Source organism: Knoellia tibetensis (assembly GCF_048606415.1).
Lineage (GTDB): Bacteria > Actinomycetota > Actinomycetes > Actinomycetales > Dermatophilaceae > Knoellia > Knoellia tibetensis.
On sequence record NZ_JBMBWF010000001.1, the window covers coordinates 123,790 to 149,623 of the forward strand.

Sequence of the window (25,834 nt, forward strand, 5' to 3'; positions counted from 1 at the left end):
GCGGGTGTTAGCGCCAACGCGCAGCGGCACTGAGGACGGCCAGGGCCGCAGGGCCGGCGCTCGACGAGCGCAGCACCGTGTCGCCGAGCCGGACGACGTGGGCACCGGCCGACCTGAAGGCCTCGAGCTCGTCCGGCGAGATCCCGCCCTCCGGGCCGACGACGAGGAGGACGTCGCCCTCCCCGGGCAGCTCGAGCGAGGCGAGCGGCACGTCGGCGTCCTCGTGCAGGACGTATGCCGTGGCGCCCGTCGCGATGCGGTTGGCCAGACCGGCCGTGGTGACGACCGGGGCGAGGTGCGGGCGGCGGGGCCGGCGGGACTGCTTGGTGGCGGCGACGAGGACGGCGTCCCACTTGCGCCACGCCTTCTCGCCGCGGTCGCCACGCCACTGGACGATGCTTCGACCGGCCTGCCACGGGACGACCTCGTCGACGCCGAGCTCGGTCGCGGCCTCGATGGCCTGGTCGTCGCGGTCGCCCTTGGCGAGGGCCTGGACGAGGACGAACCTCGGGGAGGGCTCGGGCGCGGCTGCGACCTCGTCGACCCGCAGCGCGAGCTCGGCCCGGTCGACCGACTCGACGGTGCCCGTGACGACGCGGCCGGCGCCGTCGGCGATGCGGAGCTGCTCGCCGGTCTGCGTCCGGCGAACGGTGGCGGCGTGGCGACCCTCGGCACCGTCGAGCACGACGACGTCGCCGGGTCCGGTGGCGTCGAGCGACCCGGCCGGCACGAGATAGAGCGCGAGGCTCATCGCCCGCTCCCCCTCACGCCGCCTCGCCCACGCGCCACCCCAGCCCCGGCACACCCCGACTTCTTGCGCAGGAGCGACACGGAACGGTTCGAAACGACCCGCAGAGTGTCGCTCCTGCGCAAGAAGTCGGGCATCAGCGGGCCTTGAAGGCGTCGCGCAGCTTGCCGAAGATCGAGCCGTCGGTCGGGTCCGCGATGCGACCGGTGGGCTTCTCCTCGCCGCGCAGGGCGGCGAGGCGTCGGAGCAGGTCCTCCTGCTCCGAGGTGAGCTTGGACGGGGTGGCGACCATGGCGTGGACGATGATGTCGCCGCGACCGGACCCGCGCAGGTGGGTGACGCCGAGACCCCGGAGGCGGATCTGCTCGCCCGACTGGATACCGGGACGCACGTCCAGCTCCTGCTCGCCGTCGAAGGTGTCGAAGGGCACCGTCGCGCCGAGCGCGGCCGCGGTCATCGGCAGCTCGAGCGTGGCGTGCAGGTCGTCGCCCTGGCGCTGGAAGCGCTCGTCGCGGCGGACCGCGACCTCCACGTAGAGGTCACCGGCTGGACCCGCACCGGGACCGACCTCGCCCTCGCCGGCCAGCTGGATGCGCGTGCCGGTGTCGACACCGGCAGGCACGCGGATCGTCAGCGTCCGGCGGGTGCGGACCCGGCCGTCGCCGGAGCACTCGTAGCAGGGCGCCTCGATGACCTGGCCCGTCGCCTGGCAGTTGACGCAGGGGCGCGAGGTCATCACCTGGCCGAGGAAGCTGCGCTGCACGCTCTGGACCTGGCCCTGCCCCTGGCAGACGTCGCAGGTGCGGGTGCCGGTGCCGGGCTGGGTGCCCTCCCCGTGGCAGGTGGAGCAGCCGACGGCGGTGTCGATCGTCAGGTCCTTCTCGGCGCCGAACACGGCGTCGACGAGGTCGAGGTCGAGGCGCACGAGGGCGTCCTGGCCGCGGCTCTGGCGCGAACGCGGACCGCGGCCCTGGGCCGCACCGGCCCCGGCACCGAAGAACGCGTCCATGACGTCGCTGAACGAGAAGCCCTGGCCGAAGCCCGCGGCACCGGCGCCCGAGTAGGGGTCGGCGCCCATGTCGTAGCTGCGCTTCTTCTCCGCGTCGGAGAGCACGTCGTAGGCCTGGGAGACCTTCTTGAACTGCTCCTCGGCCTCGGGGCCGGGGTTGACGTCGGGGTGGAGCTTGCGGGCCGCGCGACGGTAGGCCTTCTTGATGTCGTCGGCAGTCGCGTCACGGGCCACGCCGAGGTCGGCGTAGTAGTCGTTCACTTCGGTGGACGTCCTTCGCTGGGGGCTGTTCGGTTCAGGGGAAGCGGCACAAGGTGCAAGGTCCGGGAGTCACCCGGTCATTCCGCGAGGATGCGGCTGACGTAGGTCGCGACGGCGCGTACGGCCGCCATCGTCGTCGGGTAGTCCATGCGGGTCGGGCCCACGACGCCGAGACCGGCGACGAGGTCGGAGCCCGCGCCATAACCCGAGGTGACGAGCGAGGTCGTCTGCAGGCCGGCATACGGGTTCTCCGCACCGATGCGGACGGCGACGGCCGAGCCCTGCTCGGTCACGGTGCCGAGGAGCTTGAGGAGGACGACGTGCTCCTCAAGGGCCTCGAGGACGGGGCCGATCGAGCTCGGGAAGTCCTCGCCCGCGCGCACGAGGTTGGAGGTGCCGGCCATGACGACCCGCTCCTCGCGCTGCTCGACGAGGACCTCGGTCAGCTCGGCGGCGATGGCGGCGAGGAGGCCGCGCGCGGCGGGGTCGACCTGCGTCGGCAGCTCGCCGAGACCGCCCGCGGCGTCGGCGAGCGTCTTGCCCACGGTGGCGCCGTTGACGTCGGAGCGCAACGAGGCGAGCATCCGCTCGGTCTCGGGGTCCGCCAGGTCCATGCCGGTCTCGAGGACGCGCTGCTCGACCCGGCCCGTCGTCGTGATGAGGACGACGAGCAGGCGCGAGGCGCCGAGCGGGACGAGCTCGATGTGGCGGACCGAGGACCGGGTGAGCGAGGGGTACTGGACGACGGCGACCTGGCGGGTCAGCGACGCGAGCAGCCGGACGGTGCGGTCGACCACGTCGTCGAGGTCGACGGCCCCGTCGAGCAGGGTGCTGATGGCCTTGCGCTCCGGGCCGCTCAGCGGCTTGACCGTGCTGAGCCGGTCGACGAAGAGCCGGTAGCCGGCGTCCGTGGGGATGCGGCCCGCGCTCGTGTGGGGGGCTGCGATGAGGCCCTCCTCCTCGAGGACGGCCATGTCGTTGCGCACGGTCGCGGCGGAGACGCCGAGCGAGTGGCGCTCGAGCAGGGCCTTGGAACCCACTGGCTCGGACGTCTCGACGTAGTCCTGGACGATCGCCCGCAGCACCGCGAGCCGACGGTCCTCACTCACGCGCGACACCTCCTCCCGTTGCTGGCACTCATGCTTGGTGAGTGCCAATTCTACGTCTACCCTCGCGCAGGTGACTGATCGCTACGGCTCGGACGTGCTCGCGGGTGACTGGAAGGCACCGCGTGGGGGCCGCTCCACCCCGCTCGCCGCGGAGAACGGGATCGTCGTCGAGGACGTCGAGACCGGATGGGTCGGCGCCGTCGTCCGCGTCGAGAAGGCCGGCGGCATCCACGTCGTCCACCTCGAGGACCGTCGCGGCCGCACCAAGGCGTTCCCGCTCGGGCCGGGCTTCCACGTCGACGGCCGGCCGGTGACGCTGACGAAGCCCGAGGCCGCGAACAGCGCGCGGCTCGCCGAGGCTCGCCAGGCCGCGTCGCGCACCGCGAGCGGCTCGCGCACGGTCCAGGGCGTCAAGGCCAAGGTCGCGAGCGCCTCGCGGATCTTCGTCGAGGGCACCCACGACGCCGAGCTCGTCGAGAAGGTCTGGGGCCACGACCTGCGTGTCGAGGGCGTCGTTGTCGAGCCGCTCGACGGCGTCGACGATCTCGAGGCCGCGATCCGCGACTTCTCCCCCGGCCCCGGCCGGCGCATGGGCGTCCTCGTCGACCACCTCGTGCCCGGCACCAAGGAGACACGCGTCGTGGAGGCGGCCTCGCGGCTCCAGCCGTTCGCGCCGCACGTCCTCATCGTCGGCCACCCCTACGTCGACGTGTGGCAGTCGGTCCGGCCGGAGCGCCTCGGCATGGCGCAGTGGCCCGTCATCCCCCGCGGCACGTCGTGGAAGCACGGCATCTGCGCCCACCTCGGCTGGCCGCACGACACCCAGGCCGACATCGCCCGCGCGTGGAAGCAGATCCTCGGCACCGTGCGCTCCTACGCCGACCTCGAGCCCTCGCTCCTCGGCCGGGTCGAGGAGCTCATCGACTTCGTCACCGCGCCCTGACGGTCGCCCGACCTCGTGCGTCTGCGGATTCGGCGGTGTTCGCCGCCGTTTCCGCAGACGCGACCAGCGCGGTATGCCGGCTGCGCGCCGTGAGTGGGAACCGCGCGTGGGCCCCGGGCGCGCCTCCCACGGCAGGGTCGCCCCTGACCGCACCCTGAACGCACCCCGAAGTGGGGATCAACGAGCGCTGCGATGGGTTTGACTGGGTGACAGCACCCCGTCCCCTGAAGGAGGACACACCATGAGCACCACTCCGGACCCCGAGTTCCACGGACAGCACCGTCCGGACCCGACCGCCGACCCGTCGGGTGAGCGGCCCGCCTCGCAGGCGCAGGCTCCGCAGGGGCAGGTCCCGCCGCCCCCGCCCTCGTCGCAGGGATCGGCCCCGCCCCCGCCGCCCGGTCACGGCCACTCCCAGCCCACGCCGCAACCGGCCTACCCACAGGGCGGGTACCCGCAGGGCGGCTACCCGCAGACGGGACAGACGCACCCCGGCCAGGCCACGGCATACGGTCAGCAGGTCCTCGACCCGGCGCAGCAGCGGCAGTGGGGCATGTTCGCCCACCTCGTGCCGCTCATCGCCATGGTGCTGAGCGCCGGCCTGCTCGGCTTCGTCGGATCGCTGGTCATCTACGTGCTCTACAAGGACCGAGGCGACTTCGTCCGCCAGCACGCGGCGAACTCGCTCAACATCCAGATCCTCACCGGGATCGTCCTGCTCGTCTCACTGCCGCTCATGCTGGTGCTGGTCGGCTTCCTCACCTACTTCGCCGCGCTCGCCGTGGCGTTCGTGCTCCACATCATCGGGGCACTGCGCGCCAACGAGGGTCAGCTCTGGACGCCGCCGATGACGCCGTCCTTCGTCAAGTGAGCCGCTGACTCCGACGTGACCGTCGGTCGACGTAGCACGACACGCCGTCCGGGAGCCTCCCGGGCGGCGTGCCCTGCTCTCTCGACCGGCTCAGACGCCGCCCTTGAGGAGCAGGCCGCCGTCGACGACGACGAGCTGTCCGGTCATCCACGCCGCATCGTCCGAGAGCAGGAACGCCACGACCCCGGCGATGTCCTCGGGCACACCGAGCCGGCCGAGCGGGTAGCCCGCTGCGACCTTCTCCTCGCGTCCCTCGTAGAGCGCCGTCGCGAAATGCGTCTTGACCACGGCCGGCGCGACGGCGTTGACGCGCACCGACGGCCCGAGCTCGACCGCGAGCTCCTCGGTGAGGTGGGTGAGCATCGCCTTGCTCGCGCCGTAGAAACCGATCCCGGGTGCCGCGCGCACGCCCGCGACCGACGAGACGTTGACGATGGCGCCGCCGCGCTCCTCGAGGCCCGCTTTCACGGCCTTCTGCACCCACGACAGCGCCGCGATGCAGTTGACCTCGACGATCTTGCGGGCCGCGTCGAGGTCGAGGTCGACGAGCCGTCCGTATGCCGGGTTGATCCCGGTGTTGTTGACGAGCAGGTCGAGCGGTCCGAACCTCTCGGACACCGCGGCGAGCACCTCGTCCTGGTGGTCGGGGTCGTCGGCGCGACCGGCCACGGCCATGGCGACATCGGGTCCGCCGAGGGACTCGACCGCCGCGTCGAGCGCGTCCTGCTTGCGCGCGGTGACGCAGACCCGGGCGCCCTCGGCGACGAGGCGCTCGGCGATTGCGAGGCCGATGCCCCGGCTCGCTCCGGTGACGATCGCGGTGCGGCCCTCGAGCCGGCGGCTGTGCGTGGCAGTCATGCGCGCCACCCTACGAGCGACGGTTCAGCACGGACGCAGTGACAGCACCTGCGCCCAGATCATCATCGAGGCGAGGGTGCCACTGACCATCGTCACGGCCGCGGTCACCCGGCGGGCCGCGGTGAGCGCCAGGCGCCAGCCACCGACCATCCGCAACCCCCGTCGTGCCAACCACCTGCGTCGCAGGACCAGCACCACGACGGGAGAGACGAGCAGCCACCAACCGAGCACCGTGCCGATCCCCCGCAGCAGCCCGTCCCAGCCACCGTGGAAGGCGTACTCGCCGTAGAGGAAGTATCCGGTGTTGAGCAGGTAGAGCGCGGCGAGGGGGAGGCCGGTCCGCCAGCTCCAGTCCGACACGTTCGGGCGCGCCATGAGGACCACGAACATGATCGCCGCGACACCGCAACAGGCTCCAGCCGTGAGCATCGTCCCGAACACCCACTCGGGCGTCGTCGTCCCCAAGCACCCCCCGTCCTCCATGCCGCGCACTCTCGCACGGCACGAGGCGGTCAGGAGGTCATTCGGGACAGCCGACTTCAACCATCGTGCCGATCGACAGGCCGAAGGAGGCCACGCACACGAGCACGCTGAAGGAGAGCGCCACTGCCGTCGACCATCGGGCCCTGCCGACCCGTGACCGCTCGGCGGGGGTGAGCGGACGGGCATCCGCCATGGCAGCGAAGCGCAGCTCGCCGAGTGTCACGGCGGGCTGCAGGGCCTTCGCAACCGCCGGTACAACGACGACGACTGCCGCCGCCATCGCGGCGCCGGCCCCGACGAACGGCCAGTCCCCTCGCCGAGCGGCTGACAGCAGCAGCCACGCCCACACGACCAGACCCAACGCCGCGGCGCCATGGTCACGGAGGACGCCCTTCCACCCCGGCTTCGACGGCTCCTCCGCGACGGGCCTCGACGACGGCAGGACGCCCGACCACAGGCCGATCGTCACACCGACGAGGAGGAGGGACAGGACGCCGCTGCCGAGGGCAAGTGGGAACCACCACCACTGACCCGCGCCCTCGTCGCACGCCCCCATGCCGGGAAGTGTGCCAGCCGGCGACCCCGCCGCGAGCCGGTTCGGTCAGGAGGCGAGGCCGAGGAGGCGGCGGACGACGGTGTCGGCGAGGAGCCGCCCGCGCAGGGTGAGGACGACCCGACGGTCGCGGACCGCGGCCGCGCCGTCGACGAGCCCGTCGGCGACGAGACCCGCCACCGCACGCCGCCCGACCTCGTCGAGGTCGTCGACGACGAGCCCGTCGCGAACGCGCACCCCGAGCAGCACGCGCTCGTCGCGCACCTGCTCGTCGGTGAGCCTCTCGCGCCCGGCCGCCGGCGAGCCACCGGACGCGAGCCGACCGGCATACGCCCTGGGGTGCTTGACGTTCCACCAGCGCACGCCGCCCACGTGGCTGTGCGCGCCGGGACCCACGCCCCACCAGTCACCGCCGGTCCAGTAGCCGTCGTTGTGGCGGCAGCGTCCGGCCGGCGTGCGGGTCCAGTTGCTCACCTCGTACCACCCGAACCCGGCCGCGGACAGCACCTCGTCGGCGAGCTCGTACTTCGTCGCCTCGTCGTCGTCGTCCGGCCGAGCGACCTCGCCCCGGCGGACCTGGGCCGCCAGCTTGGTGCCCTCCTCGACGACGAGCGCGTAGGCGGACACGTGGTCGGGCTCGAGCGCGACGGCGGCGTCGAGCGAGCGGCGCCAGTCGTCGAGCGACTCCCCCGGTGTGCCGTAGATGAGGTCGACGCTGGTGACGAGACCGGCATCCTTGGCGGCGCTCACGGCCCGCCCGACCCCGGCCGGCTCGTGCGTCCGGTCGAGCGTGGCGAGGACGTGCGGCACCGCCGACTGCATGCCGAGCGAGACCCGGGTGAACCCGCCGTCGGCGAGCTCGCGCAGCGACTCGGGCGTCACCGAGTCGGGGTTGGCCTCGGTCGTCACCTCGACGTCGCCGGCCAGCCCGAACCGCTCGCGTATGCCGTCCACGACCCTCACGAGGTCGGCCGCCGGCAGCATCGTGGGCGTGCCGCCACCGACGAAGACCGTGTCGACGCGAGGCACGCCACCGCCGAGCACGGTGCCGGCAAGGTCGAGCTCGGCCAGCGCGGTGTCGGCGAAGGTCGAGGTGCTCGCGCCGGCACCCAGCTCGGTGAGCGTGTAGGTGTTGAAGTCGCAGTAGCCGCAGCGCACCCGGCAGAACGGCACGTGCAGGTAGATTCCGAACGGCCGGCTCCCCAGGCCCGCGAGCGCCCCAGCGGGCAGCTCGCCCGAAGCGGGTGCGGGATCTCCATCGGGCAGCTGGGGCACCGACGAATCCTCCCACTCTCGCCCGCATGGGCTCGCCGCGAGGTGGCCGGGCGGCGTGTCCACTGCGACACGCCGTCGCCCGAGAAGTTTGTCGAAGAACTTCACCCAAAGGCCTTGCGCACCCCTGGAGGCGCGACTACAAATACCTCTACGCACTCACCTCGGTGAGAGCGTCGAAGCAGGAACTTCGGTTCGTGTTTCGTCGAGGGCCTCGGAAACTCATACTTTCCGAGGCCCTCACCTATGTGGCGGATCGTGCTGTGCCACAGGGCAATTCACGCCGGCAACATCTCGGCACCTTCCTTCCCGAACGGCTTGCGACCCCGACCCGGAGCGACGAGGAATGTCCTACGCACCCACCTCGGTGGGAGCGTCGGGACACGCACTTCGGTTCGTGCTTCGTCGAGGGCCTCGGAAACTCGTACGTTCCGATGCCTCACCTTTGTGCCCCGATAGGTTGGCGCGCGTGCGCATCCTCACCGACGCCGACGTCCGCGCCAGCCTGCCGCCGCTCGTCGAGGTGGTCGACCTCGTCGCGGACGCCCTCACGGCCCTCGCGGAGGGTCGCGCCGACGTCCCGCCCAAGCCCACGGTTCGCACCTCCCCCGGCATGTTCGCCAATGCGATGCCCGCCGCCTACCCCGAGCGCGGCCTCCTCGGCTGCAAGTGGATCAGCCTCGTCCCCGACAACCCGGTCCGCGGCCTGCCGACCGCGACCGGCGTCATGGTCGTCAACGACGGCACGACCGGTATGCCGTCCGCCCTCCTCCCGGCGGCCGAGCTCACCGCCGTGCGCACGGCCGCCGTCACCGGCGCCTGCGTCCGGGCGCTCGCCCCGCGGGACGCGCGCATCGCCTTCCTCGGAGCCGGGGTCCAGGCGGCGTCGCACCTGCGGGTCCTCGAGGCACTCGGTCACGAGGAGGTCCACGTCTGGGCCCGCCGACGCGAGGCGGTCGACGCGCTGGCGACCGAGACCCGAGAGGCCGCACCCGGCATACGGGTCGTGGCGTCCGCGTCGCGGGAGGCCGCCGTGCGCGACGCCGACGTGGTCATCACCGGCCTGTCGATCGGCCTCACCGACATGGCGATCGCGGTCACGTGGCCGCGCGAGGACGCGCTGCTGCTGCCGATCGACTACGCCAGCTCGGTCGACGGGCGGCTCGCCGACACCGCCGTCCTCGCGTCTGACGACCCGGCACAGTTCGCAGCGATGCGGGAGGTGCGCGGCAAGCTCGATGGCTACCCGACGGCGACCGCCTGGACCGGCCATCTGCTCCGGTCGGGCCGACCCGAGGGCCGGCTCGTCGTGTCGAACCTCGGCACCGGCATCACCGACCTCGTCGTCGCCGACGCCGTGGTGCGGCGCGCCGAGGCAGCCGGAGCCGGCAGCGTCGTCGATCTCTGATCGACCTACGATGGCCGCGTGAGCGAGAACCGGATCCCCGACGTGTCCGCCACCGAGCGCTGGATCGAGCTCGAGGGGGTCGTCAACATGCGCGACTCGGGCGGACTGCCCACGCGGGACGGCGGCACGGTGCAGCCGCTGCGTCTGCTCCGGTCCGACAACCTCCAGGACCTCAGCGAGGCCGACGTGCGGCACGTCGTCGACGTCCTCGGGGTGAGCGACATCGTCGACCTGCGCAGCGACACCGAGGTGAGCACCGAAGGTCCGGGCCCTCTCTGGCACGTCGAGTCGCTCACCCACCACCACCACTCGCTCTTCGCCGACGGCCACCCCGTCACCGCCGAGCAGGCCCTCGCCGTGCCCGAGCACTCGACCCGTCCGGTGCGGGACGCGACCTTCTGGTCCGAGCACTACCTCGGCTACCTCACGACACGGCCGGACTCGGTGTCGGCGGCCCTCGACGTCGTCTCACGCAGCACCGGCGCGACGGTCGTGCACTGCGCGGCGGGCAAGGACCGGACGGGCACGGTCGTCGCTCTCGCCCTCGCCGCCGCCGGTGTGCCGCACGAGGTCATCGTCGAGGACTACGCGCTGACGGGTGAGCGGATCGAGCGGATCATCGCGCGCCTCCTCCCCCGCGACCTCTACGGCACCGCCCTGCGCGAGCAGAGCGTCGACGACCAGCGCCCCCGCCCCGAGACGATGCAGACGATCCTCGACACGCTGCAGGAGGAGTTCGGCGGCGCGACCGGGTGGCTGCGGGAGCAGGGCTGGGGCGACGACGACATCGAGCGCCTGCGCCGCCGGCTGACGACGTGACCCGTCTGCCGGTCCTCGCCGCCCCCGACCCGGACGCGCGACCGCGCAACCGGCGGCGGGCGATGCGGGTGCTCCTCGTCGACGAGGCCGACCGCATCCTGCTCTTCCGCGACAGCGACCCCGGCATCACGCCCGTGCCCGTCTTCTGGATCACGCCCGGCGGGGGCGTCGACCCGGGTGAGAGCGACCTGCAGGCCGCCGTCCGCGAGGTCGCCGAGGAGACAGGTCTGGCGATCACCGAGGACGACCTCGTCGGGCCGCTCGCCGAACGCGTCGTCGTCCACGGCTACAGCGACATCGTCACGACGCAGGACGAGCAGTTCTGGTTCGTCCGGTGCTCGTCGTTCGAGGTGTCGACCGCCGGGCACACCGCGGTCGAGCTCGCCACGATGACGGCCCACCACTGGTGGACCCGGGCCGAGCTCGAGGCGACGACCGAGGAGATCTGGCCACGCGACCTGCTGACGATCCGCGACCTCGTGCCGGAGAAGGGCTCACCCCAGGGCGACCCACTCGACCTCGGCGACGTCGACGAGTCGACGGTCGCGCCGGACTAGAGCCGCACACGCGGGCGGCCTCAGTCCTCGACCGGCTCCAGCACGAAGACGGGAATGAGGCGGTCGGTGTTGCGCTGGTACTCCGCGTAGTTCGGGAAGGCGGCGACGCAGCGCTCCCACCACTGCTCGCGCTCCTCGCCGTCGAGCTCACGAGCGCGCGCGACCCACGTGCGGGTCCCGTCCTGAAGCTCGAGGACCGGGTTCTTGCGCAGGTTGGCATACCACTTCGGGTGGTCCGGCGCGCCGCCCTTGCTCGCCACCGCGGCATAGACGCCGTCGTGCTCCACCCGCATGAGCGGGACCTTGCGCACCGAGCCGGTCACGCCGTTCATCGTGAGCAGCACGACCGGCCGGCCCTGGATGTCGACGGATCCGGTGGTGCCGGTCTCCTCGATTGTCTCGACCTGCTTGCGGACCCAGGCGCTGGGGCTCGGGAGGTACGTTCCGGTGATCGTGGTCATGTGCGGGACAACATCACGACGGGCGCGCCCATTTCGTCAGGCCGACTTCTTCTTGTCGCTCACGTAGATCGTGATGACGCCCTCCACGACGACCGTGCCGTCGTCGCGGATCGCCCGCACCCGCACGGGCACGTCGCCCGGCTCGACCCAGTCGGCCGGGTCCGTGTCGGCGGTGCACAGCAGGTCGGTCGTCGACTTCGCGGTGTAGGCGACCTCCATGCCCTTGGGGATCCAGCGCCGTCCGGGCGGGGTCGTCGCCTCGGCGAGCAGACCCATCGCCGCCTCGAGCCCGTTGCACACGGCGATGGCGTGCACGGTGCCGATGTGGTTCTGCACGGCCCGGCGCTTGCGGATCGTCAGCTCGGCATGGTTCTCGCGGACCTCACGGACCTGTGGTCGCACGGTCCAGAAGTAGGGCGCCTTCTGGGCGAAGAGGAACGAGAACGCCTTGCGCCCGAGGGGCAGCGAGGTGAGCTGGCGGTACAGGGCGAAGGTCTCCGGCATACGGCGATGTTACTTCCCGGTATGCCGGCCGCCCGCCACCCGTGGCGCCCCTCACCCCCAGCCCGGGGAGTCGAGAGGGGAGGACACCCCGTCGAGGCTGGACGGCATACGGCGCGTTCTCTCCTCTCGACCCACGACGGCCGAGGCGGCTACTTCTTCTTGGGCTCGGCGGCGTCGGAGGAGAGCGCGGCGATGAACGCCTCCGGCGGGACCTCGACGGTGCCGATGTTCTTCATCCGCTTCTTGCCGGCCTTCTGCTTCTCGAGCAGCTTGCGCTTGCGGCTGATGTCACCGCCGTAGCACTTGGCGAGGACGTCCTTGCGGATGGCGCGGATGTTCTCGCGGGCGATGACCCGCGCGCCGATGGCGGCCTGGATCGGCACCTCGAACTGCTGCCTCGGGATGAGCTCTTTGAGCTTGCCGGCCATCATGTTGCCGTAGGCGTAGGCCTTGTCCTTGTGGACGATCGAGCTGAAGGCGTCGACGTTCTCGCCCTGGAGCAGGATGTCGACCTTGACGAGGTCGGCGGCCTGGTCGCCGGACTCCTGGTAGTCGAGCGAGGCGTAGCCGCGGGTGCGCGACTTGAGCTGGTCGAAGAAGTCGAAGACGATCTCGGCGAGGGGCAGCGTGTAGCGCATCTCGACGCGCTCCTCGGAGAGGTAGTCCATGCCGAGCAGCTGGCCGCGCTTGCCCTGGCAGAGCTCCATGATCGCGCCGATGAACTCGCTCGGCGCGAGGATCGTCGCCTTGACGACCGGCTCGCGGACCTCCGCGACCTTGCCGTAGGGGAACTCGCTCGGGTTGGTCACCTCGATGAGGGTGCCGTCGTCCATCGTCACGTCGTAGACGACGTTGGGCTGGGTCGAGATGAGGTCGAGGTCGAACTCGCGCTCGAGCCGCTCGCGCACGATCTCGAGGTGGAGCAGGCCGAGGAAGCCGCACCGGAAGCCGAAGCCGAGCGCCGCCGACGTCTCGGGCTCGTAGACGAGCGCGGCGTCGTTGAGCTTGAGCTTGTCGAGCGCGTCGCGTAGCACCGGGTAGTCGGAGCCGTCGATCGGGTAGAGCCCCGAGAAGACCATCGGCTTGGGGTCGCGGTAGCCACCGAGGTCGGTCTCGGCCGGCTTGCGCTCGTTGGTGACGGTGTCACCGACGCGCGACTGGCGGACGTCCTTGACGCCCGTGATGAGGTAGCCGACCTCCCCGACGCCGAGGCCCTTGCCCGGCATCGGCTCGGGGCTGATGACGCCGATCTCGAGGAGCTCGTGCGAGGCCCGCGTCGACATCATGATGATCTTCTCGCGCGGGTTCAGGTTGCCGTCGACCACGCGGACGTAGGTGACGACGCCGCGGTAGGTGTCGTAGACCGAGTCGAAGATCATCGCGCGCGCCGGGGCGGCCGGGTCGCCGACCGGGGCCGGGATCTGCCGGACGATCTCGTCGAGCAGCGGCTCGACGCCGACACCGGTCTTGCCGGAGACGCGGAAGCAGTCCTCGGGCTCGCATCCGATGAGGCCCGCGAGCTCCTCGGCGTACTTCTCGGGCTGTGCGGCGGGCAGGTCGATCTTGTTGAGCACCGGGATGATGGTGAGCTCGTTCTCCATCGCCAGGTAGAGGTTGGCGAGGGTCTGCGCCTCGATCCCCTGCGCGGCGTCGACGAGGAGGACTGCGCCCTCGCAGGCGGCGAGCGAGCGCGAGACCTCGTAGGTGAAGTCGACGTGGCCCGGGGTGTCGATCATGTTGAGGATGTGGCTCACCGGCGCGCCCGTCTCGCCCGCGACCTCCCACGGCATGCGCACGGCCTGGCTCTTGATCGTGATGCCGCGCTCGCGCTCGATGTCCATGCGGTCGAGGTACTGCGCGCGCATGGCGCGCTCGTCGACGACACCGGTGATCTGGAGCATGCGGTCGGCGAGGGTCGACTTGCCGTGGTCGATGTGGGCGATGATGCAGAAGTTGCGGATCGCCTCCGGCGGCGTGGCGTGCGGCTGCAGCACGGTGCGGGCGCGGGGAGACACAGTCGTTGACGTCCTCGGGAAGTGCGGATCGGGCTTCCGGACAGTCTCCCATGGCGGCGCCGCCCCACCGAACCGGCGCCACCTCTCCCCCGCCCACCTCACGAGCCGAACCCCGTGTGCCGTGGCGCGTCACGGCATACGGGCGGGTGTCCGTCTCGGTTAGCGTCAGGTGCATGGCGAGCTATCCGGGCGACTACGACGGCCCCCTCGACCTGCGCTACGCGCCGGAGACCGACGGCCAGCCGGACCCGGGCGAGGTGGTGTGGGCGCACGTGCCCTTCGAGGAGGACTTCACCCGGGGCAAGGACCGACCGGTCCTCGTCGTCGGCCGCGACGGGCGCTGGGTTCTCGGGATGCAGCTGACGAGCAAGGACCACGACCGCGACGCCGCCCAGGAGGAGCGCGCCGGCCGCTTCTGGGTGGACGTCGGCGTCGGCGGCTGGGACGGCGCCCGCCGCCCCTCCGAGGTCCGGGTCAACCGCGTCGTGCGCATCGACCCCGCGACGATCCGGCGCGAGGGCGCCGTGCTCGACCCTGCACGCTGGGAGGACGTCGTCGCCGCGCACACTGCCCACCCGCACCCGCAGACCGGTGGACGGGGCCCCGCAGCACGTCGCGTGCCGGATGCAGCGCGGCGGCCCTCACCGCTGCGGCGGCTCCTGCGGCTGCTCTCGCGCCGGTAGCACGCCGGGTTCGCGGCCGTCCTGCTTGGGTAGCAGCCAGAGGTGACGAGCCGCACCCACCGATCAGACGTGAACCCCGACCGTCTCCCCTCGACAGCGCCTGGGCTGCTCTTCGGTCTGGGGCTCGGGGGCTTCGTCGACGGCATCGTCCTGCACCAGCTGCTGCAGTGGCACCACATGGTGAGCGACGTGGAGGCGTGGCCGCCGGCCACCGTGTCCGGACTGGAGGTCAACACGCTGGCGGACGGGCTCTTCCACCTCGGCACCTGGGTGCTCGTGCTCGTGGCGTCGCTGCTCACCGTGCGGGAGTGGCGTCGCGGGTCCTCGGCTCCGAGCTGGCGCTTCCACGTGGGCCTGCTGCTGGCGGGATGGGGCGGCTTCAACCTCGTGGAGGGCGTCGTCAACCACCTACTTCTCGGGGTGCACCACGTCCGCGACGACCTCGGTGGTCCACTGTCCTGGGACGTGGGGTTCCTTCTGCTCGGCGCGGTCCTTCTCGTCGGGGGCTGGTCCCTGCACCGGCGCGGTCGCGAGTCGGCGCGCACCTGACGACGGCATCGCAGAGGGCCCGTCACCATGGTGGTGACGGGCCCTCGTGCGTTGCGGTCAGGAACCGCGGTGCGGCTGGCTCAGAGGCCGGCGGCCTTCTTGGCCATGGCCGACTTCTTGTTGGCCGCGTTGTTCTTGTGCAGCACGCCCTTGCTGACGGCCTTGTCGAGCTTCTTGGACGCGAGCTTGAGCGCGTCCTTCGCCTCGTCGGCCTTGCCGGCGTCGGCAGCCTCGCGGAACTTGCGGACCGCGGTGCGGACGTCCGACTTGACGGCCTTGTTGCGCTCCGTCGCGACCTTGTTGGTCTTGATGCGCTTGAGCTGGGACTTGATGTTTGCCACGAAGAGATTCTTTCTGAGAGGTCGGTGGTTGCCGTGAGAGGGCGGCAGATGCGGCTCGGGACCGGGAGTGGGGACACCCTTGCTGAACCGCTCTGGATGGATCTACGTACGCGCACGACCTGAGCGCGCACGCAAGGGGCAAATCTACCAGCGGGCGGCGCACCGAGGCAAAACGCCTCGGACCAGCCCGTATGCCGGCCGCTCCCCAACGCTCAGCGGTCGCCCTCGGCCTTCTCGCGGGTGATCGTGAGAACGGCGCGCTCGACGGCGTAGACGGGGTCGCGGCCCCCGCCCTTGACCTCGAAGTCGGCGGCGGCGACGGCCTTCAGCGACCGGGCGAGCGCCTCGGCGGTCCACCCTTGGAGCGAGCGCCGAGCCTTGTCGACCTGCCACGGCGCCATCCCGAGGTCGCGGGCGAGGTCGGCCGAGCGGCCGCGGCCGGCGGAGCCGACCTTGATGAGCTGGCGCAGCTGCTGGGCGAGGACCGCGACGATGGGCACCGGGTCGACGCCGACGGCGATGGCGTGGCGCAGCAGACGCAGCGCCTCCCCCGCGTCACCGGCGACGGCGGCGTCGGCGACCTTGAAGCCCGTCGCCTCGACCTTGCCGCCGTGGTAGGTGAGCACGACGGGCTCGTCGATGACCCCGGTCGTGTCGGCGATGAGCTGCTGACAGGCGGCCGCGAGCTCGCGCAGGTCCTTGCCCACGGCGTCGACGAGGGCCTGCACGGCCTCACCGGTGGCCCGTCGCCTGGCCCGCCGGAACTCGTTCATGGCGAAGTCGGCCTTGTCGCGGTCGGTCTTGATCGCGGGGGCGTCGATGACCCGAGCCCTGGACTTCTTGAGCGTGTCGAGGACCTTCTTGCCGCGGTTGCCGCCCTTGTGGACGACGACGAGCGTGACGTCGTCGGGTGGGGCCGCGAGGTAGGCGAGGAGGTCCTGCTGGAGCTCGTCGGTCGCCTCGTCGAGGTCGTGGACGACCACGGTCTTGTCGCCGCCGAAGAGCGACGGGCTCGCGTGCACGATGAGCTCGCCGGGCTCGTAGGTCGCGGCGTGGAGCCGGATGACCTCGACGTCGGGGGTCCGCTCGCGCACGGCCTGGAGCACCTCGGCGAGGCCGCGCTCGGCGAGCACCTGCTCGGGTCCGGCGATGAGGACGAGCGGCGGCATCCGGCGCTGCACGTCGACGAGATCACTCACGGCGGTCACTCTGCCACGCGGGTCCGACCGAGGGTCCGGGCACGGCGGGCATGTCAGTCGAGGCTCAGGGTGGAGCCGGCGCCGGCCTCGAGACCGAGGCCTGCGAGCCTCGCGGCAATGACGTCGGAGGGCATCTCGAGCGACTCCCCCAGCTCCTCCACACTGAGGCCGAGCTCCACGCCGTCGCGCAGCTCCTCGTCCTCCTCGTCCGTCCAGGCATGGCCCTGCGTGACGGCCGTGCGCGCGGACGGAGCGGCCGGAGGGGCGGTCGCGACGGGGCGGGTGTCGGTGGCGTCGACCTCGCCCTTGACCTCGGCATCGCCCATCGACGTGCCCTTGAGGGCGCCGGTGAGCCCACGCAGCGCCGGGTCGGCCACGGGCAGCGGCGGCGGCGCCGTGGCGTCGAGGCGCTTGAGCGCGTTGAGGACGAGGTCGCGGTCCGAGGTCGGCCAGAAGGGGGGCAGCGAGCGCTGGAGGAACCCGGCATACCGGGCACTCATCATCCGCGAGTCGAGGAAGGCGACGACGCCACGGTCGTCGCCGCGACGGATGAGGCGGCCTGCGCCCTGGGCGAGGCGGAGCGCGGCGTGGGTCGCGGACACGGCCATGAAGCCGTTGCCACCCATCCGGGCGATGGCCTGCGAGCGCGCGGATGCGAGCGGGTCGTCGGGACGCGGGAAGGGGATGCGGTCGATGATGACGAGCTGGCAGCTCGAGCCCGGGACGTCGACCCCCTGCCAGAGGCTGAGCGTGCCGAAGAGGCAGGTGCGCGGGTCGCGGGCGAACTGCCGCACGAGCGTTGAGATCTGGTCCTCGCCCTGGCAGAGGACCGAGACCTCGCCGTCGAGGTCCTTGAGGCGCTCCCTCATCTCGTCGGTCGCGGCGCGGGCGGCGCGCATCGACGAGAAGAGGCCGAGCGTACGGCCGCCGGCGGCGCGGACGAGCGTCTCGATCTCGTCCATCGCCTCGGGCGACGCGCCGTCGCGGCCGGGTGGCGGCAGGTGCTTGGCGACGTAGGCGATGCCCTGCTGGGGGTAGTCGAACGGGCTGCCGACGTCGAGCCCGGTCCACGACGGAGAGCCCTCGCCGCGCAGCCCGATCGTGCCGGCGACGGCGTCGAAGGTGCCGCCGAGCTCGAGGGTCGCGGAAGTGAGGATGACGGTGCGGTCCTCGAAGACCTTGTCGCGCACGAGCATCGCCACGCTCATCGGCGCCACCCGCAGCACGCTCCCCCGCCGCGGGTCCTTGCTCACCCACACGACGTCGAGCTCTCGCTCCTCGAGGATGCGCGAGGCGTTCTCGTTGAGCTCGTCGACGGCGGCTCGGGCGACCTGGCGCGCACCGTCGACCTCCTGGCCCTGCGCCGGCTTGAGCTCGGTCTGGACCTGGCGGGTCGTGTCACGCAGGCGGGCGAGCGCCAGCGCGAGGTTGTCGGGGACGCCGGTGAGCCGGCCCTCGGGGATCTCGTCGAGGACGGACTCGAGGAAGGTGCCGGCGTCGTCGATGGTCTCGCTCGAGTCGGCCTGCCTGCCGGCGCGCTTGGCGGCGGTGCGCGCCATCGCTGGGGTCACCTCGTCGGTGATCGTGGCCGTGACCCGGTCGACCAGCTCGTGCGCCTCGTCGACGACGAGGACGTCGTGCTCGGGCAGCATCTGCCGCCCCTCGAACGCGTCGATCGCCATGAACGAGTGGTTGGTGACGATGACGTCGACGTCCTTGGCCGCATCGCGCGAGCGCTCGACGAAGCAGTCGGCGACCATCGGGCACTTGCTGCCCATGCACTCGTGTGCGCTCACCGACACCTGGCGCCACGCCCGCTCGGAGACACCGGGAACGAGCTCGTCGCGGTCCCCGGACTCGGTCTCGCCGGCCCACTCGCGCAGCCGGACGACCTCCTGACCGAGGCGGCCGGCCTGCTGGTCGACGGCGCCGACACCGAGGAGGCTGTCGGCGTCGTCGTCGGGGAAGCCGCCCTCGAGCTTGTGGGCACAGAGGTAGTTGCGGCGGCCCTTGACGATCGCGTAGGTCGGTCGCCGGCCGAGCAGCGGGGCGAGGGCGTCGGCGACGCGTGGCATGTCGCGGTCGACGATCTGCGCCTGGAGGGCGAGGGTCGCGGTGGCGACGACGGCCGGCTTGCCGGCGTCGATGGCGTGCTGGACCGCGGGGACGAGGTAGGCGAGTGACTTGCCGGTGCCGGTGCCCGCCTGCACGAGCAGGTGCGTGCCGGTGTCGATCGCGTCGGCGACGGCCTTGGCCATCGTCACCTGTCCGGCCCGCTCGCTTCCCCCGACCGAGCTGACCGCTGCGGCGAGGAGGTCGTCGAGGGTCGGCACCGACACAGGGTATGCCGTCCCGCCGACACCGACGTCGTGCCCTCCACAGCCGTACCGAACCCGAGGAATTGGCGAGTTGTGCACGGAGGTGGGCCGACGGCATACCGGCGTGTCCCGTGCCGAACCCGAGGAATTGGCGAGTTGTGCACGCAGGTGGGCCGACGGCATACCGGCGTGTCCCGTGCCGAACCCGAGGAATTGGCGAGTTGTCCACGCACGGTCATCCGCTCAGGTGTCCACCTCCTCGCGGAGGCTGTCGGGCGGGGTGCAGACGAGGTGCGCGACGAGCGCGGTCCAGCCGGTCTGGTGGGAGGCCCCGAGACCCACGCCGGTGTCGCCGTTGAAGTGCTCGCTGAAGGTCGGGTGCGGGTCCCAGAGCGGGCCGCCGGGGTATTCGCGCGGGGTGCCGGGCCGGCGCCCGTCCGCCCCGGGGAGGAAGAGGTCGATGAGCCGCTGCCGCAGCCCGATCGCCGCCTCCTCCAGCGGAACCGGCCGCCCCGAACCGGTGGGGAACTCGACGCGGAGGTCGCCGTCGGCCCCATCGGCGAGGACGAGCAGCGCGTCGAGGATGAGGACGTTGACGGGGAACCACACCGGTCCGCGCCAGTTGGAGTTGCCACCGAACATGCCGGTCGAGGACTCCCCCGGGTCGTAGGCGATGTGCACCGTTGTGCCACCCGCGTCGACCTCGGTGCCACCGCGGTAGGCCGCCGAGAGCGAGCGGATGCCGTGCGGCGAGAGGAACTCGTCCTCGTCGAAGAGCCGTCGCAGGATCGCCTCGAGGCGCGGCCGGACGACCGGGGTGAGGCTGTTGTGGACGACCTCGCCGTCCTGGCTGTGCAGCAGCGAGTCGGTGAGGTCGGGTCGGCGGTCCTGGAGCCAGCGCAGCCTTGACGTGAAGTCGCCGAGCTCGTCAAAGGCCCAGGCGGGCACGTTGGCGACGGCGATGAGCGGCAGCAGCCCGACGAGCGAGCGGACCCGCACCGGCGAGCCCCTGCCCTCCTCGTCGACGAGGACGTCGTAGAAGAACTCGTCGGTCTCGTCCCAGAGTGAGACCTGCTCCGTGCCGAACGCCTCCATCGCCTCGGCGATCGAGAAGAAGTGCTCGAGGAACGTCGTCGCGAGCCCGTCCCACGCGCGGTCGACGCGGCTCAGCTCCAGCGCCATTCGCAGCATCTGGAGGCACGTGAAGGCCATCCAGCTCGTCGCGTCGGACTGCTCGAGCCGCCACCCCTGCGGCACCTCGCGCGAGCGGTCGAAGACGCTGATGTTGTCCATCCCGAGGAAGCCGCCCTCGAAGAGGTTGGACCCGTCGGAGTCCTTGCGGTTGAGCCACCACGAGAAGTTGAAGAGCAGCTTGGTGAAGACCCGCACGAGGAAGCCGTGGTCGCGCGCGCCGTCGAGGACGTAGACGTGCCACGCGGCCCACGCGTGGACCGGCGGGTTGACGTCGCCGAACTGCCACTCGTATGCCGGCAGCTGGCCGTTGGGGTGCTGGCTCCACTCCCGGCACATGAGCAGGAGCTGGTTCTTGGCGAACTGCGGGTCCATGTGCGCGATGGCGACGGTGTGGAAGGCCAGGTCCCAGGCCGCGAACCACGGATACTCCCACTCGTCGGGCATCGAGATGACGTCGGCGAGCGCGAGGTGGGTCCACGACGTGTTGCGGCCGGCGGGCTCCCGGGCCCCTCGCGAGTCCGGCGGGGGCGGGTAGGCCGGGTCGCCCTCGAGCCACTCGCGCACGTCGTAGCGGTAGAGCTGCTTGCCCCAGTTGAGCCCGGCGAACGCCCGCCGGGCCACGAGCCGCTCCTCGTCGCCCACAGCGTCGGGGATGACGGCGGCATAGAACGCGTCGGCCTCGGCCCGGCGTGTGGCGAGCACCTCGTCGAACTCCGGCCCGAAGGCGTCGTGCAGCGAGGACGGGTCGGGCACGACCCGCGCGGCAGTGCCCTCGGCCCAGGCGTCGTCGAGCAGCCGAAGGCGGACCCGCACGGTCTCACCCGGCGCGACCGCGTCGAAGGAGTGCCGCAGCGCCACCTTGGTGCCCCGGCCGTCGGTCTCGAGGAGGCTCGGGTCGCCGTGAACGACCGCACGGTCGACCGCGTCCTTCGGGTGGGGGCTGCGGCTCTCGCCCTCCCCGAAGACCGCCTCGACATGCGTCTCGTTGTCGCACACGAGGACCTCGGGCGACCCCTCGGCGACGAGGTGCACGACACCGAGGTGGGCGTGTGTCGCGCGAAGCACGACCATCCCGGCGGGCGCGTCCTCGACGACCTCGATCGTCGGGGTGCGGTCGTCACGACCCCAGGCCCACGTGTTGCGGAACCACAGCTGCGGCACGAGGTCGAGGGGCGCCGGGTCGGGTCCGTGGTTGGTCGCCTCGATGGTCATGAGGACGTCTCCCGGCGACGCCTTCGCGTGCGTCGTGACCACGTCGAAGAACCGGTCCTCGTCGAGCACACCGGTGTCGACGAGCTGGAACTCGGGGTCACCATGACCGCGACGCGCGTTCTCCTCGCGGAGGACGGCATACGGGAAGGCGGCCTGTGGGTAGCGGTGGAGGTGCTGGGCCCAGCTGTGCGTCGGGGTGGCGTCGAGGTGCCACCAGTACTCCTTGGCGTCCTCGCCGTGGTTGCCCTCGCCGTTGGTGAGGCCGAAGCAGCGCTCCTTGAGCCGGTCGTCCTTGCGGTTCCACATGGCGACGGCGAGGTTGAGGAAGCCGTAGCGGTCGCAGAGCCCGGCGATGCCGTCCTCACCCCAGCGGTAGGCCCGGGCGTGGGCGTGGTCGAAGGGGAAGAACGACCACGCGTCGCCGTCGTCGGAGTAGTCCTCGCGCACGGTCCCCCACTGGCGTCCCGAGACGTAGGGACCCCAGGCGCGCCACGGGTCGCCGTCGTCGGGCGAGTCCCGCAGCCGGAGGTGCTCCTCGGTGAGGGCGGGCTCCTCCGGCTCCACCGACGTCATGCCCCCACCTTGGCACGGGGGTGCCGAGGTGGGGGCGGGACGCCACGGCGGGCTACGCCTGCCGGGCGAGGACCGAGGTGTCCGGAGCGGCAGGTGCCGCAGGCAGCGCGGCGTCGTGGCCGGCATACGCCTCGTCGGTCATCCGCAGGATGCGCAGACCGAGGTGGGCGAGGACGCCGGTGCCGGCGAGCCACAGCGGAATCGCGGCGGGGCCGTAGGGGACGGTGAAGCTGCCGGCGACCCACGCGGCGAACAGGAGCGGCACCCAGACTCGCACGAAGCCGGCCCGCCACAGGATGACGAAGAGCGCCACCGTGCCGCCGAGCGCGAGGAACGGGCCGGGGACCATGAAGCCGAAGATCACGCCCGGGATCTCGAGGACCTCGTTGGTGAGCCGCTCGGCCTCCTCCGGCGCGTAGCGCTCGCCGAACCACCAGTTGACCGGGTCGGTGAGCAGCAGGGCGGAGAGGTTGATCCAGCCGATGGCGGCCACGCCGGCGACGACGTGCCCGGCGAGGACCGCCCGGCGGCGGGTGAAGTGGGCGAGGCCGAGGACGGCGACCGCCATGAGGAGGTAGCCCCAGTGGTAGAGCGCGGACTGGAGCTGCGCGAGGGCCGGGTTGTCCTGGTAGCTGACGACCTCGCGGTCGTCGCCCCAGGTGCCGGGGTCGACGAAGAGGGCGGTGACCATGAGGACCGCGGCGAGGCACAGGGTCGTCCCGGTCGTGAGGCGGCGGATCCGATGGGGGTTGGTGCGCATCGCGCTGTCCTTTCGTGGAGGGTGGATGCGTCGAGAGTGGCCCCGGGAGCGTCCCGTTCGGCAGGGGTCGGTGTCCCGACTCCGCGGGCAGTTCCGGGTGGTCCCCGCTCTGCCTCGGACGTGCCCGGCGCGGGATGGGAGGATTCCCCGCAATGACCTCCCACCCGCTGGCCGAGCGCGCCCTCACCTCCGTCACGACCGACCCCGACACCCTGTATGCCGTGTTCTCGGCCTGGGCGGAGGAGTCCGGGATCGCTCTGTACCCCCACCAGGACGAGGCGGTCATCGAGGTCGTGTCGGGCCGTCATGTCGTGCTCGCCACCCCCACGGGCTCGGGCAAGTCGCTCGTCGGCGTCGCCGCCCACTTCGCCGCGCTCGCCGGTGACCGGGTGAGCTTCTACACCGCACCGATCAAGGCTCTCGTCAACGAGAAGTTCTTCGCGCTGTGCGACGTCTTCGGCGCCGAGAACGTCGGCCTCCTCACCGGTGACGCGTCGGTCAACGCCGATGCCCCGATCATCGCCTGCACCGCCGAGGTCCTCGCCAACATCGCGCTGCGAGAGGGCTCCTCGGCCGACGTCGGCCTCGTCGTCATGGACGAGTTCCACTACTACGCCGACGGCCAGCGGGGGTGGGCGTGGCAGGTGCCGCTGCTCGAGCTGCCGCAGGCGCAGTTCCTCCTCATGTCGGCGACCCTGGGTGACATGGCGTCGATCTCGGACGACCTCACTCGCAGGACCGGGCGCGAGGTCGCGTTCGTGACGACGGCAGAGCGTCCGGTGCCGCTGTCCTTCACGTGGTCGCTCACACCGCTCGCGGAGATGGTCGAGGAGATCGTCACGACCCACCAGGCCCCGGTCTACGTCGTCCACCCGACCCAGCAGCTCGCTGCCGAGCACGCCGCCTCGCTCGTCACCCTCAAGCTGCTCACGCCGGAGGAGAAGGTCGCCATCGCGGAGCGCCTCGCACCGGTGCGCTTCGCCGCCGGGTTCGGCAAGACCCTGTCCGGTCTGCTGCGTCGCGGCATCGGCGTCCACCACGCCGGGCTGCTCCCCCGCTACCGCCGGGTCGTCGAGCAGCTCGCACAGGCAGGCCTGCTCAAGGTCATCGCCGGGACCGACACCCTCGGCGTGGGCATCAACGTCCCGATCCGCACGGTGCTGTTCACCGGTCTGGCGAAGTTCGACGGGCAGCGCGACCGCGTCTTCCGCTCGCGCGAGTTCCACCAGATCGCCGGCCGCGCCGGACGGGCCGGCTTCGACACGAGCGGCTCGGTCATCGTCCAGGCGCCGCCGCACGTCATCGAGAACGAGCGCAACATCGCCAAGGCCGGCGACGACCCCAAGAAGCTCCGCAAGGTCCAGCGCCGCAAGCCACCCGAGGGCTCGATCGTCTGGACCGAGCAGACCTTCGACAAGCTCGTTGCGAGCGAGCCGGAGCCGCTCACCTCGAGGATGCGGATCGACAACGCGATGATCCTCAACCTCATGGCCCGACCCGGCGACCCCGTGGGGGCGGTGAGCCGGCTCGTGCGCGACAACCATGAGTCACTCGCCGGTCAGGCCAAGCTGGCCCGACGCGCGATCCGGCTCGGGCGCTCGCTCCTCGACTCCGGGGTCGTCGTTCGGTTGCCGGAGCCCGCAGCCGACGGTCGCACCGTCGAGCTCACGGTTGACCTGCCGGCGGACTTCGCGCTCAACCAGCCGCTCGCCCACTTCGCGCTCGCGGCGCTCGACCTCCTGGACGCCGAGTCACCGACGCACGCGCTCGATGTCGTCTCGGTCGTCGAGGCCGTCCTCGACTCACCCCGCCCGGTCCTGCGCGCGCAGCAGTGGGCGGCCCGCGGCGAGCGCATCGCCGAGCTCAAGGCCGAGGGCGTCGACTACGACGAGCGCACCGCCATCGTCGAGGAGATCACCTGGCCGCGCCCGCTCCTCGAGCTGCTGGAGCCGGCATACGAGACCTATCGCCAGACCCACCCGTGGCTGCACGATGACGCCCTCGAGCCCAAGAGCATCGTCCGGGAGATGTGGGAGCAGGCGATGAGCTTCGGCGACCTCATCCGCCGCTACGGGCTATCGCGCTCCGAGGGCGTCGTCCTGCGCTATCTCTCCGACGCCTACCGCACGCTGCGCCAGACCGTGCCCGAGGCACACCGCGGCGAGGAGCTCGACACGCTCATCGAGTGGCTCGGCGAGACGATCCGCCAGACCGACTCCTCGCTCATCGACGAGTGGGCCGCGCTCACCGACCCGGAGTCGGTGCGCAACGCCGCGGCAGCGCACGGAGAAGCGCCACCGCCGCCGCGCCCGATCACGGCCAACGACAGGGCCTTCCGCGCCATGGTGCGGCAGGCGATGTGGCGCCGGGTCGAGCTCGCCGAGCGCGACGACATCGAGGCGCTCGCTCGGCTCGAGGCCGACGCCGCCGCCGTGCCTGAGGACGGTCGGTCGCGGGTCATGGACCTGGATGCCTGGGACGTCGCGCTCGGTGCGTATTGGGACGAGCACGGCACCATCGGCACCGATGCCGACGCGCGTGGCCCCCAGCTGCTCCAGATCACGCCCGCCCGCGATGTTGTGCCGGGGCTGGACGACGACACCGAGCACCGCATCTGGCGCGTTCGTCAGGTCCTCGCCGACCCCGCCGACGACCACGACTGGGGCATCGAGGCCGTCGTCGACCTCGACGCCAGCGACGCCACAGGAGAGCTCGTCATCACAGCCACGGATCTGAGGCGGCTCTGACCCAAGGCCGAGGGCACGGGCGCTGCGTGCCCGAGCGTGCCATCTCAACGCGCACGCACGAGGACAAGCTCAGTCAGCCAGGTCAAGAGTTCGAAGCGCTCGCCGGAATCGAACGTCTGGATCTACCGAGGTCCGGTCGACATTAGACGCGTCATTCCGCCCACTATGGGGCTACCCGTGTGTCGGGCGTTCGATTCACCCACATGCCGATGAGCGCTAGATGTCGTTCCGGGTCTCTTCGCCCACTTAGGCGCACCTCGACCGCGGGTCCCCTCGGCCGCTCGTGCCTACAGACCGACGTTCGTGAGGATGGAGAGGTATGCCCGAGCGTGGAAGGTGATGCATGCATGAGTACAGCCGAATCGTGTGACAGCGGCCAGGCGCCAA

The 25,834-nt window shown here is 71.6% G+C and carries 23 protein-coding genes; 8 read left to right on the forward strand and 15 right to left on the reverse strand.

From position 1 onward, the window contains the following. Nucleotides 1-7: 7 nt before the first annotated feature. The 3 genes from ACOJV7_RS00620 to hrcA form a co-directional block, all read right to left on the reverse strand. Nucleotides 8-751: a 16S rRNA (uracil(1498)-N(3))-methyltransferase gene (locus ACOJV7_RS00620; RefSeq protein ID WP_420188216.1), complete on the reverse strand. Its 744-nt coding sequence runs from the start codon at nucleotides 749-751 to the stop codon at nucleotides 8-10. A 133-nt stretch (nucleotides 752-884) separates the two neighbouring features. Beyond that, the gene (gene dnaJ, locus ACOJV7_RS00625; RefSeq protein WP_420188217.1) at nucleotides 885-2,018 is read right to left on the reverse strand and encodes a molecular chaperone DnaJ; all 1,134 of its coding nucleotides are present in this window, start codon (nucleotides 2,016-2,018) and stop codon (nucleotides 885-887) included. Nucleotides 2,019-2,095: 77 nt separating this feature from the next. After that, nucleotides 2,096-3,127, reverse strand: coding sequence for a heat-inducible transcriptional repressor HrcA (gene hrcA, locus ACOJV7_RS00630; RefSeq protein WP_420188218.1), 1,032 nt, complete (start codon nucleotides 3,125-3,127; stop codon nucleotides 2,096-2,098). Nucleotides 3,128-3,197: 70 nt separating this feature from the next. Between hrcA and ACOJV7_RS00635 the strand changes: the two genes are divergently transcribed. Together ACOJV7_RS00635 and ACOJV7_RS00640 are read left to right on the forward strand one after the other, a co-directional pair. Further along, nucleotides 3,198-4,070 (forward strand): DUF3097 domain-containing protein, encoded by an 873-nt coding sequence (locus tag ACOJV7_RS00635; RefSeq protein ID WP_420188219.1) that lies wholly within the window; start codon nucleotides 3,198-3,200, stop codon nucleotides 4,068-4,070. 241 nt (nucleotides 4,071-4,311) lie between these two features. Beyond that, nucleotides 4,312-4,941: a DUF4870 domain-containing protein gene (locus ACOJV7_RS00640; RefSeq protein ID WP_420188220.1), complete on the forward strand. Its 630-nt coding sequence runs from the start codon at nucleotides 4,312-4,314 to the stop codon at nucleotides 4,939-4,941. Nucleotides 4,942-5,031: 90 nt separating this feature from the next. Here the strand turns inward: ACOJV7_RS00640 and ACOJV7_RS00645 are convergent, their stop codons facing one another. The 4 genes from ACOJV7_RS00645 to hemW are packed head-to-tail and all read right to left on the reverse strand — an operon-like array spanning nucleotide 5,032 to nucleotide 8,110. Further along, complete coding sequence (locus tag ACOJV7_RS00645) at nucleotides 5,032-5,799, reverse strand: SDR family oxidoreductase (RefSeq protein WP_420188221.1); 768 nt, start codon at nucleotides 5,797-5,799, stop codon at nucleotides 5,032-5,034. 24 nt (nucleotides 5,800-5,823) lie between these two features. Continuing rightward, entirely contained in the window at nucleotides 5,824-6,282 is a 459-nt protein-coding gene (locus ACOJV7_RS00650) for a hypothetical protein (protein WP_420188222.1), read from the reverse strand. A 37-nt stretch (nucleotides 6,283-6,319) separates the two neighbouring features. Beyond that, complete coding sequence (locus ACOJV7_RS00655) at nucleotides 6,320-6,838, reverse strand: hypothetical protein (protein WP_420188223.1); 519 nt, start codon at nucleotides 6,836-6,838, stop codon at nucleotides 6,320-6,322. Nucleotides 6,839-6,883: 45 nt separating this feature from the next. After that, on the reverse strand, nucleotides 6,884-8,110 hold the full coding sequence (gene hemW, locus ACOJV7_RS00660; protein WP_420188224.1) for a radical SAM family heme chaperone HemW: 1,227 nt from the start codon (nucleotides 8,108-8,110) through the stop codon (nucleotides 6,884-6,886). A gap of 466 nt (nucleotides 8,111-8,576) precedes the next feature. Here hemW and ACOJV7_RS00665 point away from each other — a divergent pair, with 466 nt between their 5' ends. The 3 genes from ACOJV7_RS00665 to ACOJV7_RS00675 are packed head-to-tail and all read left to right on the forward strand — an operon-like array spanning nucleotide 8,577 to nucleotide 10,891. Continuing rightward, nucleotides 8,577-9,515 carry an ornithine cyclodeaminase family protein gene (locus ACOJV7_RS00665; RefSeq protein WP_420188225.1) on the forward strand — a complete coding sequence of 313 codons (939 nt, stop codon included), beginning with the start codon at nucleotides 8,577-8,579 and terminating at the stop codon, nucleotides 9,513-9,515. Nucleotides 9,516-9,533: 18 nt separating this feature from the next. After that, nucleotides 9,534-10,334 carry a tyrosine-protein phosphatase gene (locus ACOJV7_RS00670; protein ID WP_420188226.1) on the forward strand — a complete coding sequence of 267 codons (801 nt, stop codon included), beginning with the start codon at nucleotides 9,534-9,536 and terminating at the stop codon, nucleotides 10,332-10,334. Continuing rightward, complete coding sequence (locus tag ACOJV7_RS00675; RefSeq protein ID WP_420188227.1) at nucleotides 10,331-10,891, forward strand: NUDIX hydrolase; 561 nt, start codon at nucleotides 10,331-10,333, stop codon at nucleotides 10,889-10,891. Before ACOJV7_RS00670 ends, ACOJV7_RS00675 begins: the two co-directional genes overlap by 4 nt. A gap of 20 nt (nucleotides 10,892-10,911) precedes the next feature. Here the strand turns inward: ACOJV7_RS00675 and ACOJV7_RS00680 are convergent, their stop codons facing one another. From ACOJV7_RS00680 to lepA, 3 genes are all read right to left on the reverse strand, one after another. Next, a complete protein-coding gene (locus tag ACOJV7_RS00680) occupies nucleotides 10,912-11,352 on the reverse strand; it encodes a nitroreductase family deazaflavin-dependent oxidoreductase (RefSeq protein WP_420188228.1) in 441 nt (146 codons plus the stop codon). Between the two features lie 36 nt (nucleotides 11,353-11,388). Further along, on the reverse strand, nucleotides 11,389-11,856 hold the full coding sequence (locus ACOJV7_RS00685; protein WP_420188229.1) for a hotdog fold domain-containing protein: 468 nt from the start codon (nucleotides 11,854-11,856) through the stop codon (nucleotides 11,389-11,391). Between the two features lie 149 nt (nucleotides 11,857-12,005). Continuing rightward, on the reverse strand, nucleotides 12,006-13,871 hold the full coding sequence (lepA, locus tag ACOJV7_RS00690) for a translation elongation factor 4 (RefSeq protein WP_420188230.1): 1,866 nt from the start codon (nucleotides 13,869-13,871) through the stop codon (nucleotides 12,006-12,008). A gap of 173 nt (nucleotides 13,872-14,044) precedes the next feature. Here lepA and ACOJV7_RS00695 point away from each other — a divergent pair, with 173 nt between their 5' ends. Together ACOJV7_RS00695 and ACOJV7_RS00700 are read left to right on the forward strand one after the other, a co-directional pair. Then, the gene (locus tag ACOJV7_RS00695) at nucleotides 14,045-14,554 is read left to right on the forward strand and encodes a type II toxin-antitoxin system PemK/MazF family toxin (RefSeq protein ID WP_420188231.1); all 510 of its coding nucleotides are present in this window, start codon (nucleotides 14,045-14,047) and stop codon (nucleotides 14,552-14,554) included. 69 nt (nucleotides 14,555-14,623) lie between these two features. Further along, nucleotides 14,624-15,103 (forward strand): DUF2243 domain-containing protein, encoded by a 480-nt coding sequence (locus tag ACOJV7_RS00700; RefSeq protein WP_420188232.1) that lies wholly within the window; start codon nucleotides 14,624-14,626, stop codon nucleotides 15,101-15,103. 80 nt (nucleotides 15,104-15,183) lie between these two features. Here ACOJV7_RS00700 and rpsT read toward each other — a convergent pair whose 3' ends face one another. The 5 genes from rpsT to ACOJV7_RS00725 form a co-directional block, all read right to left on the reverse strand. Next, nucleotides 15,184-15,444 (reverse strand): 30S ribosomal protein S20, encoded by a 261-nt coding sequence (gene rpsT, locus ACOJV7_RS00705; protein WP_420188233.1) that lies wholly within the window; start codon nucleotides 15,442-15,444, stop codon nucleotides 15,184-15,186. 212 nt (nucleotides 15,445-15,656) lie between these two features. Further along, nucleotides 15,657-16,613: a DNA polymerase III subunit delta gene (gene holA / locus ACOJV7_RS00710; RefSeq protein ID WP_420190356.1), complete on the reverse strand. Its 957-nt coding sequence runs from the start codon at nucleotides 16,611-16,613 to the stop codon at nucleotides 15,657-15,659. A gap of 83 nt (nucleotides 16,614-16,696) precedes the next feature. Beyond that, nucleotides 16,697-18,976 carry an ATP-dependent DNA helicase gene (locus tag ACOJV7_RS00715; protein ID WP_420188234.1) on the reverse strand — a complete coding sequence of 760 codons (2,280 nt, stop codon included), beginning with the start codon at nucleotides 18,974-18,976 and terminating at the stop codon, nucleotides 16,697-16,699. 228 nt (nucleotides 18,977-19,204) lie between these two features. Then, nucleotides 19,205-21,940: an MGH1-like glycoside hydrolase domain-containing protein gene (locus ACOJV7_RS00720; RefSeq protein ID WP_420188235.1), complete on the reverse strand. Its 2,736-nt coding sequence runs from the start codon at nucleotides 21,938-21,940 to the stop codon at nucleotides 19,205-19,207. Nucleotides 21,941-21,992: 52 nt separating this feature from the next. After that, nucleotides 21,993-22,700 (reverse strand): hypothetical protein, encoded by a 708-nt coding sequence (locus ACOJV7_RS00725; protein WP_420188236.1) that lies wholly within the window; start codon nucleotides 22,698-22,700, stop codon nucleotides 21,993-21,995. Nucleotides 22,701-22,852: 152 nt separating this feature from the next. Between ACOJV7_RS00725 and ACOJV7_RS00730 the strand changes: the two genes are divergently transcribed. Beyond that, nucleotides 22,853-25,447, forward strand: coding sequence for a DEAD/DEAH box helicase (locus tag ACOJV7_RS00730; RefSeq protein ID WP_420188237.1), 2,595 nt, complete (start codon nucleotides 22,853-22,855; stop codon nucleotides 25,445-25,447). Nucleotides 25,448-25,834: the final 387 nt, after the last annotated feature.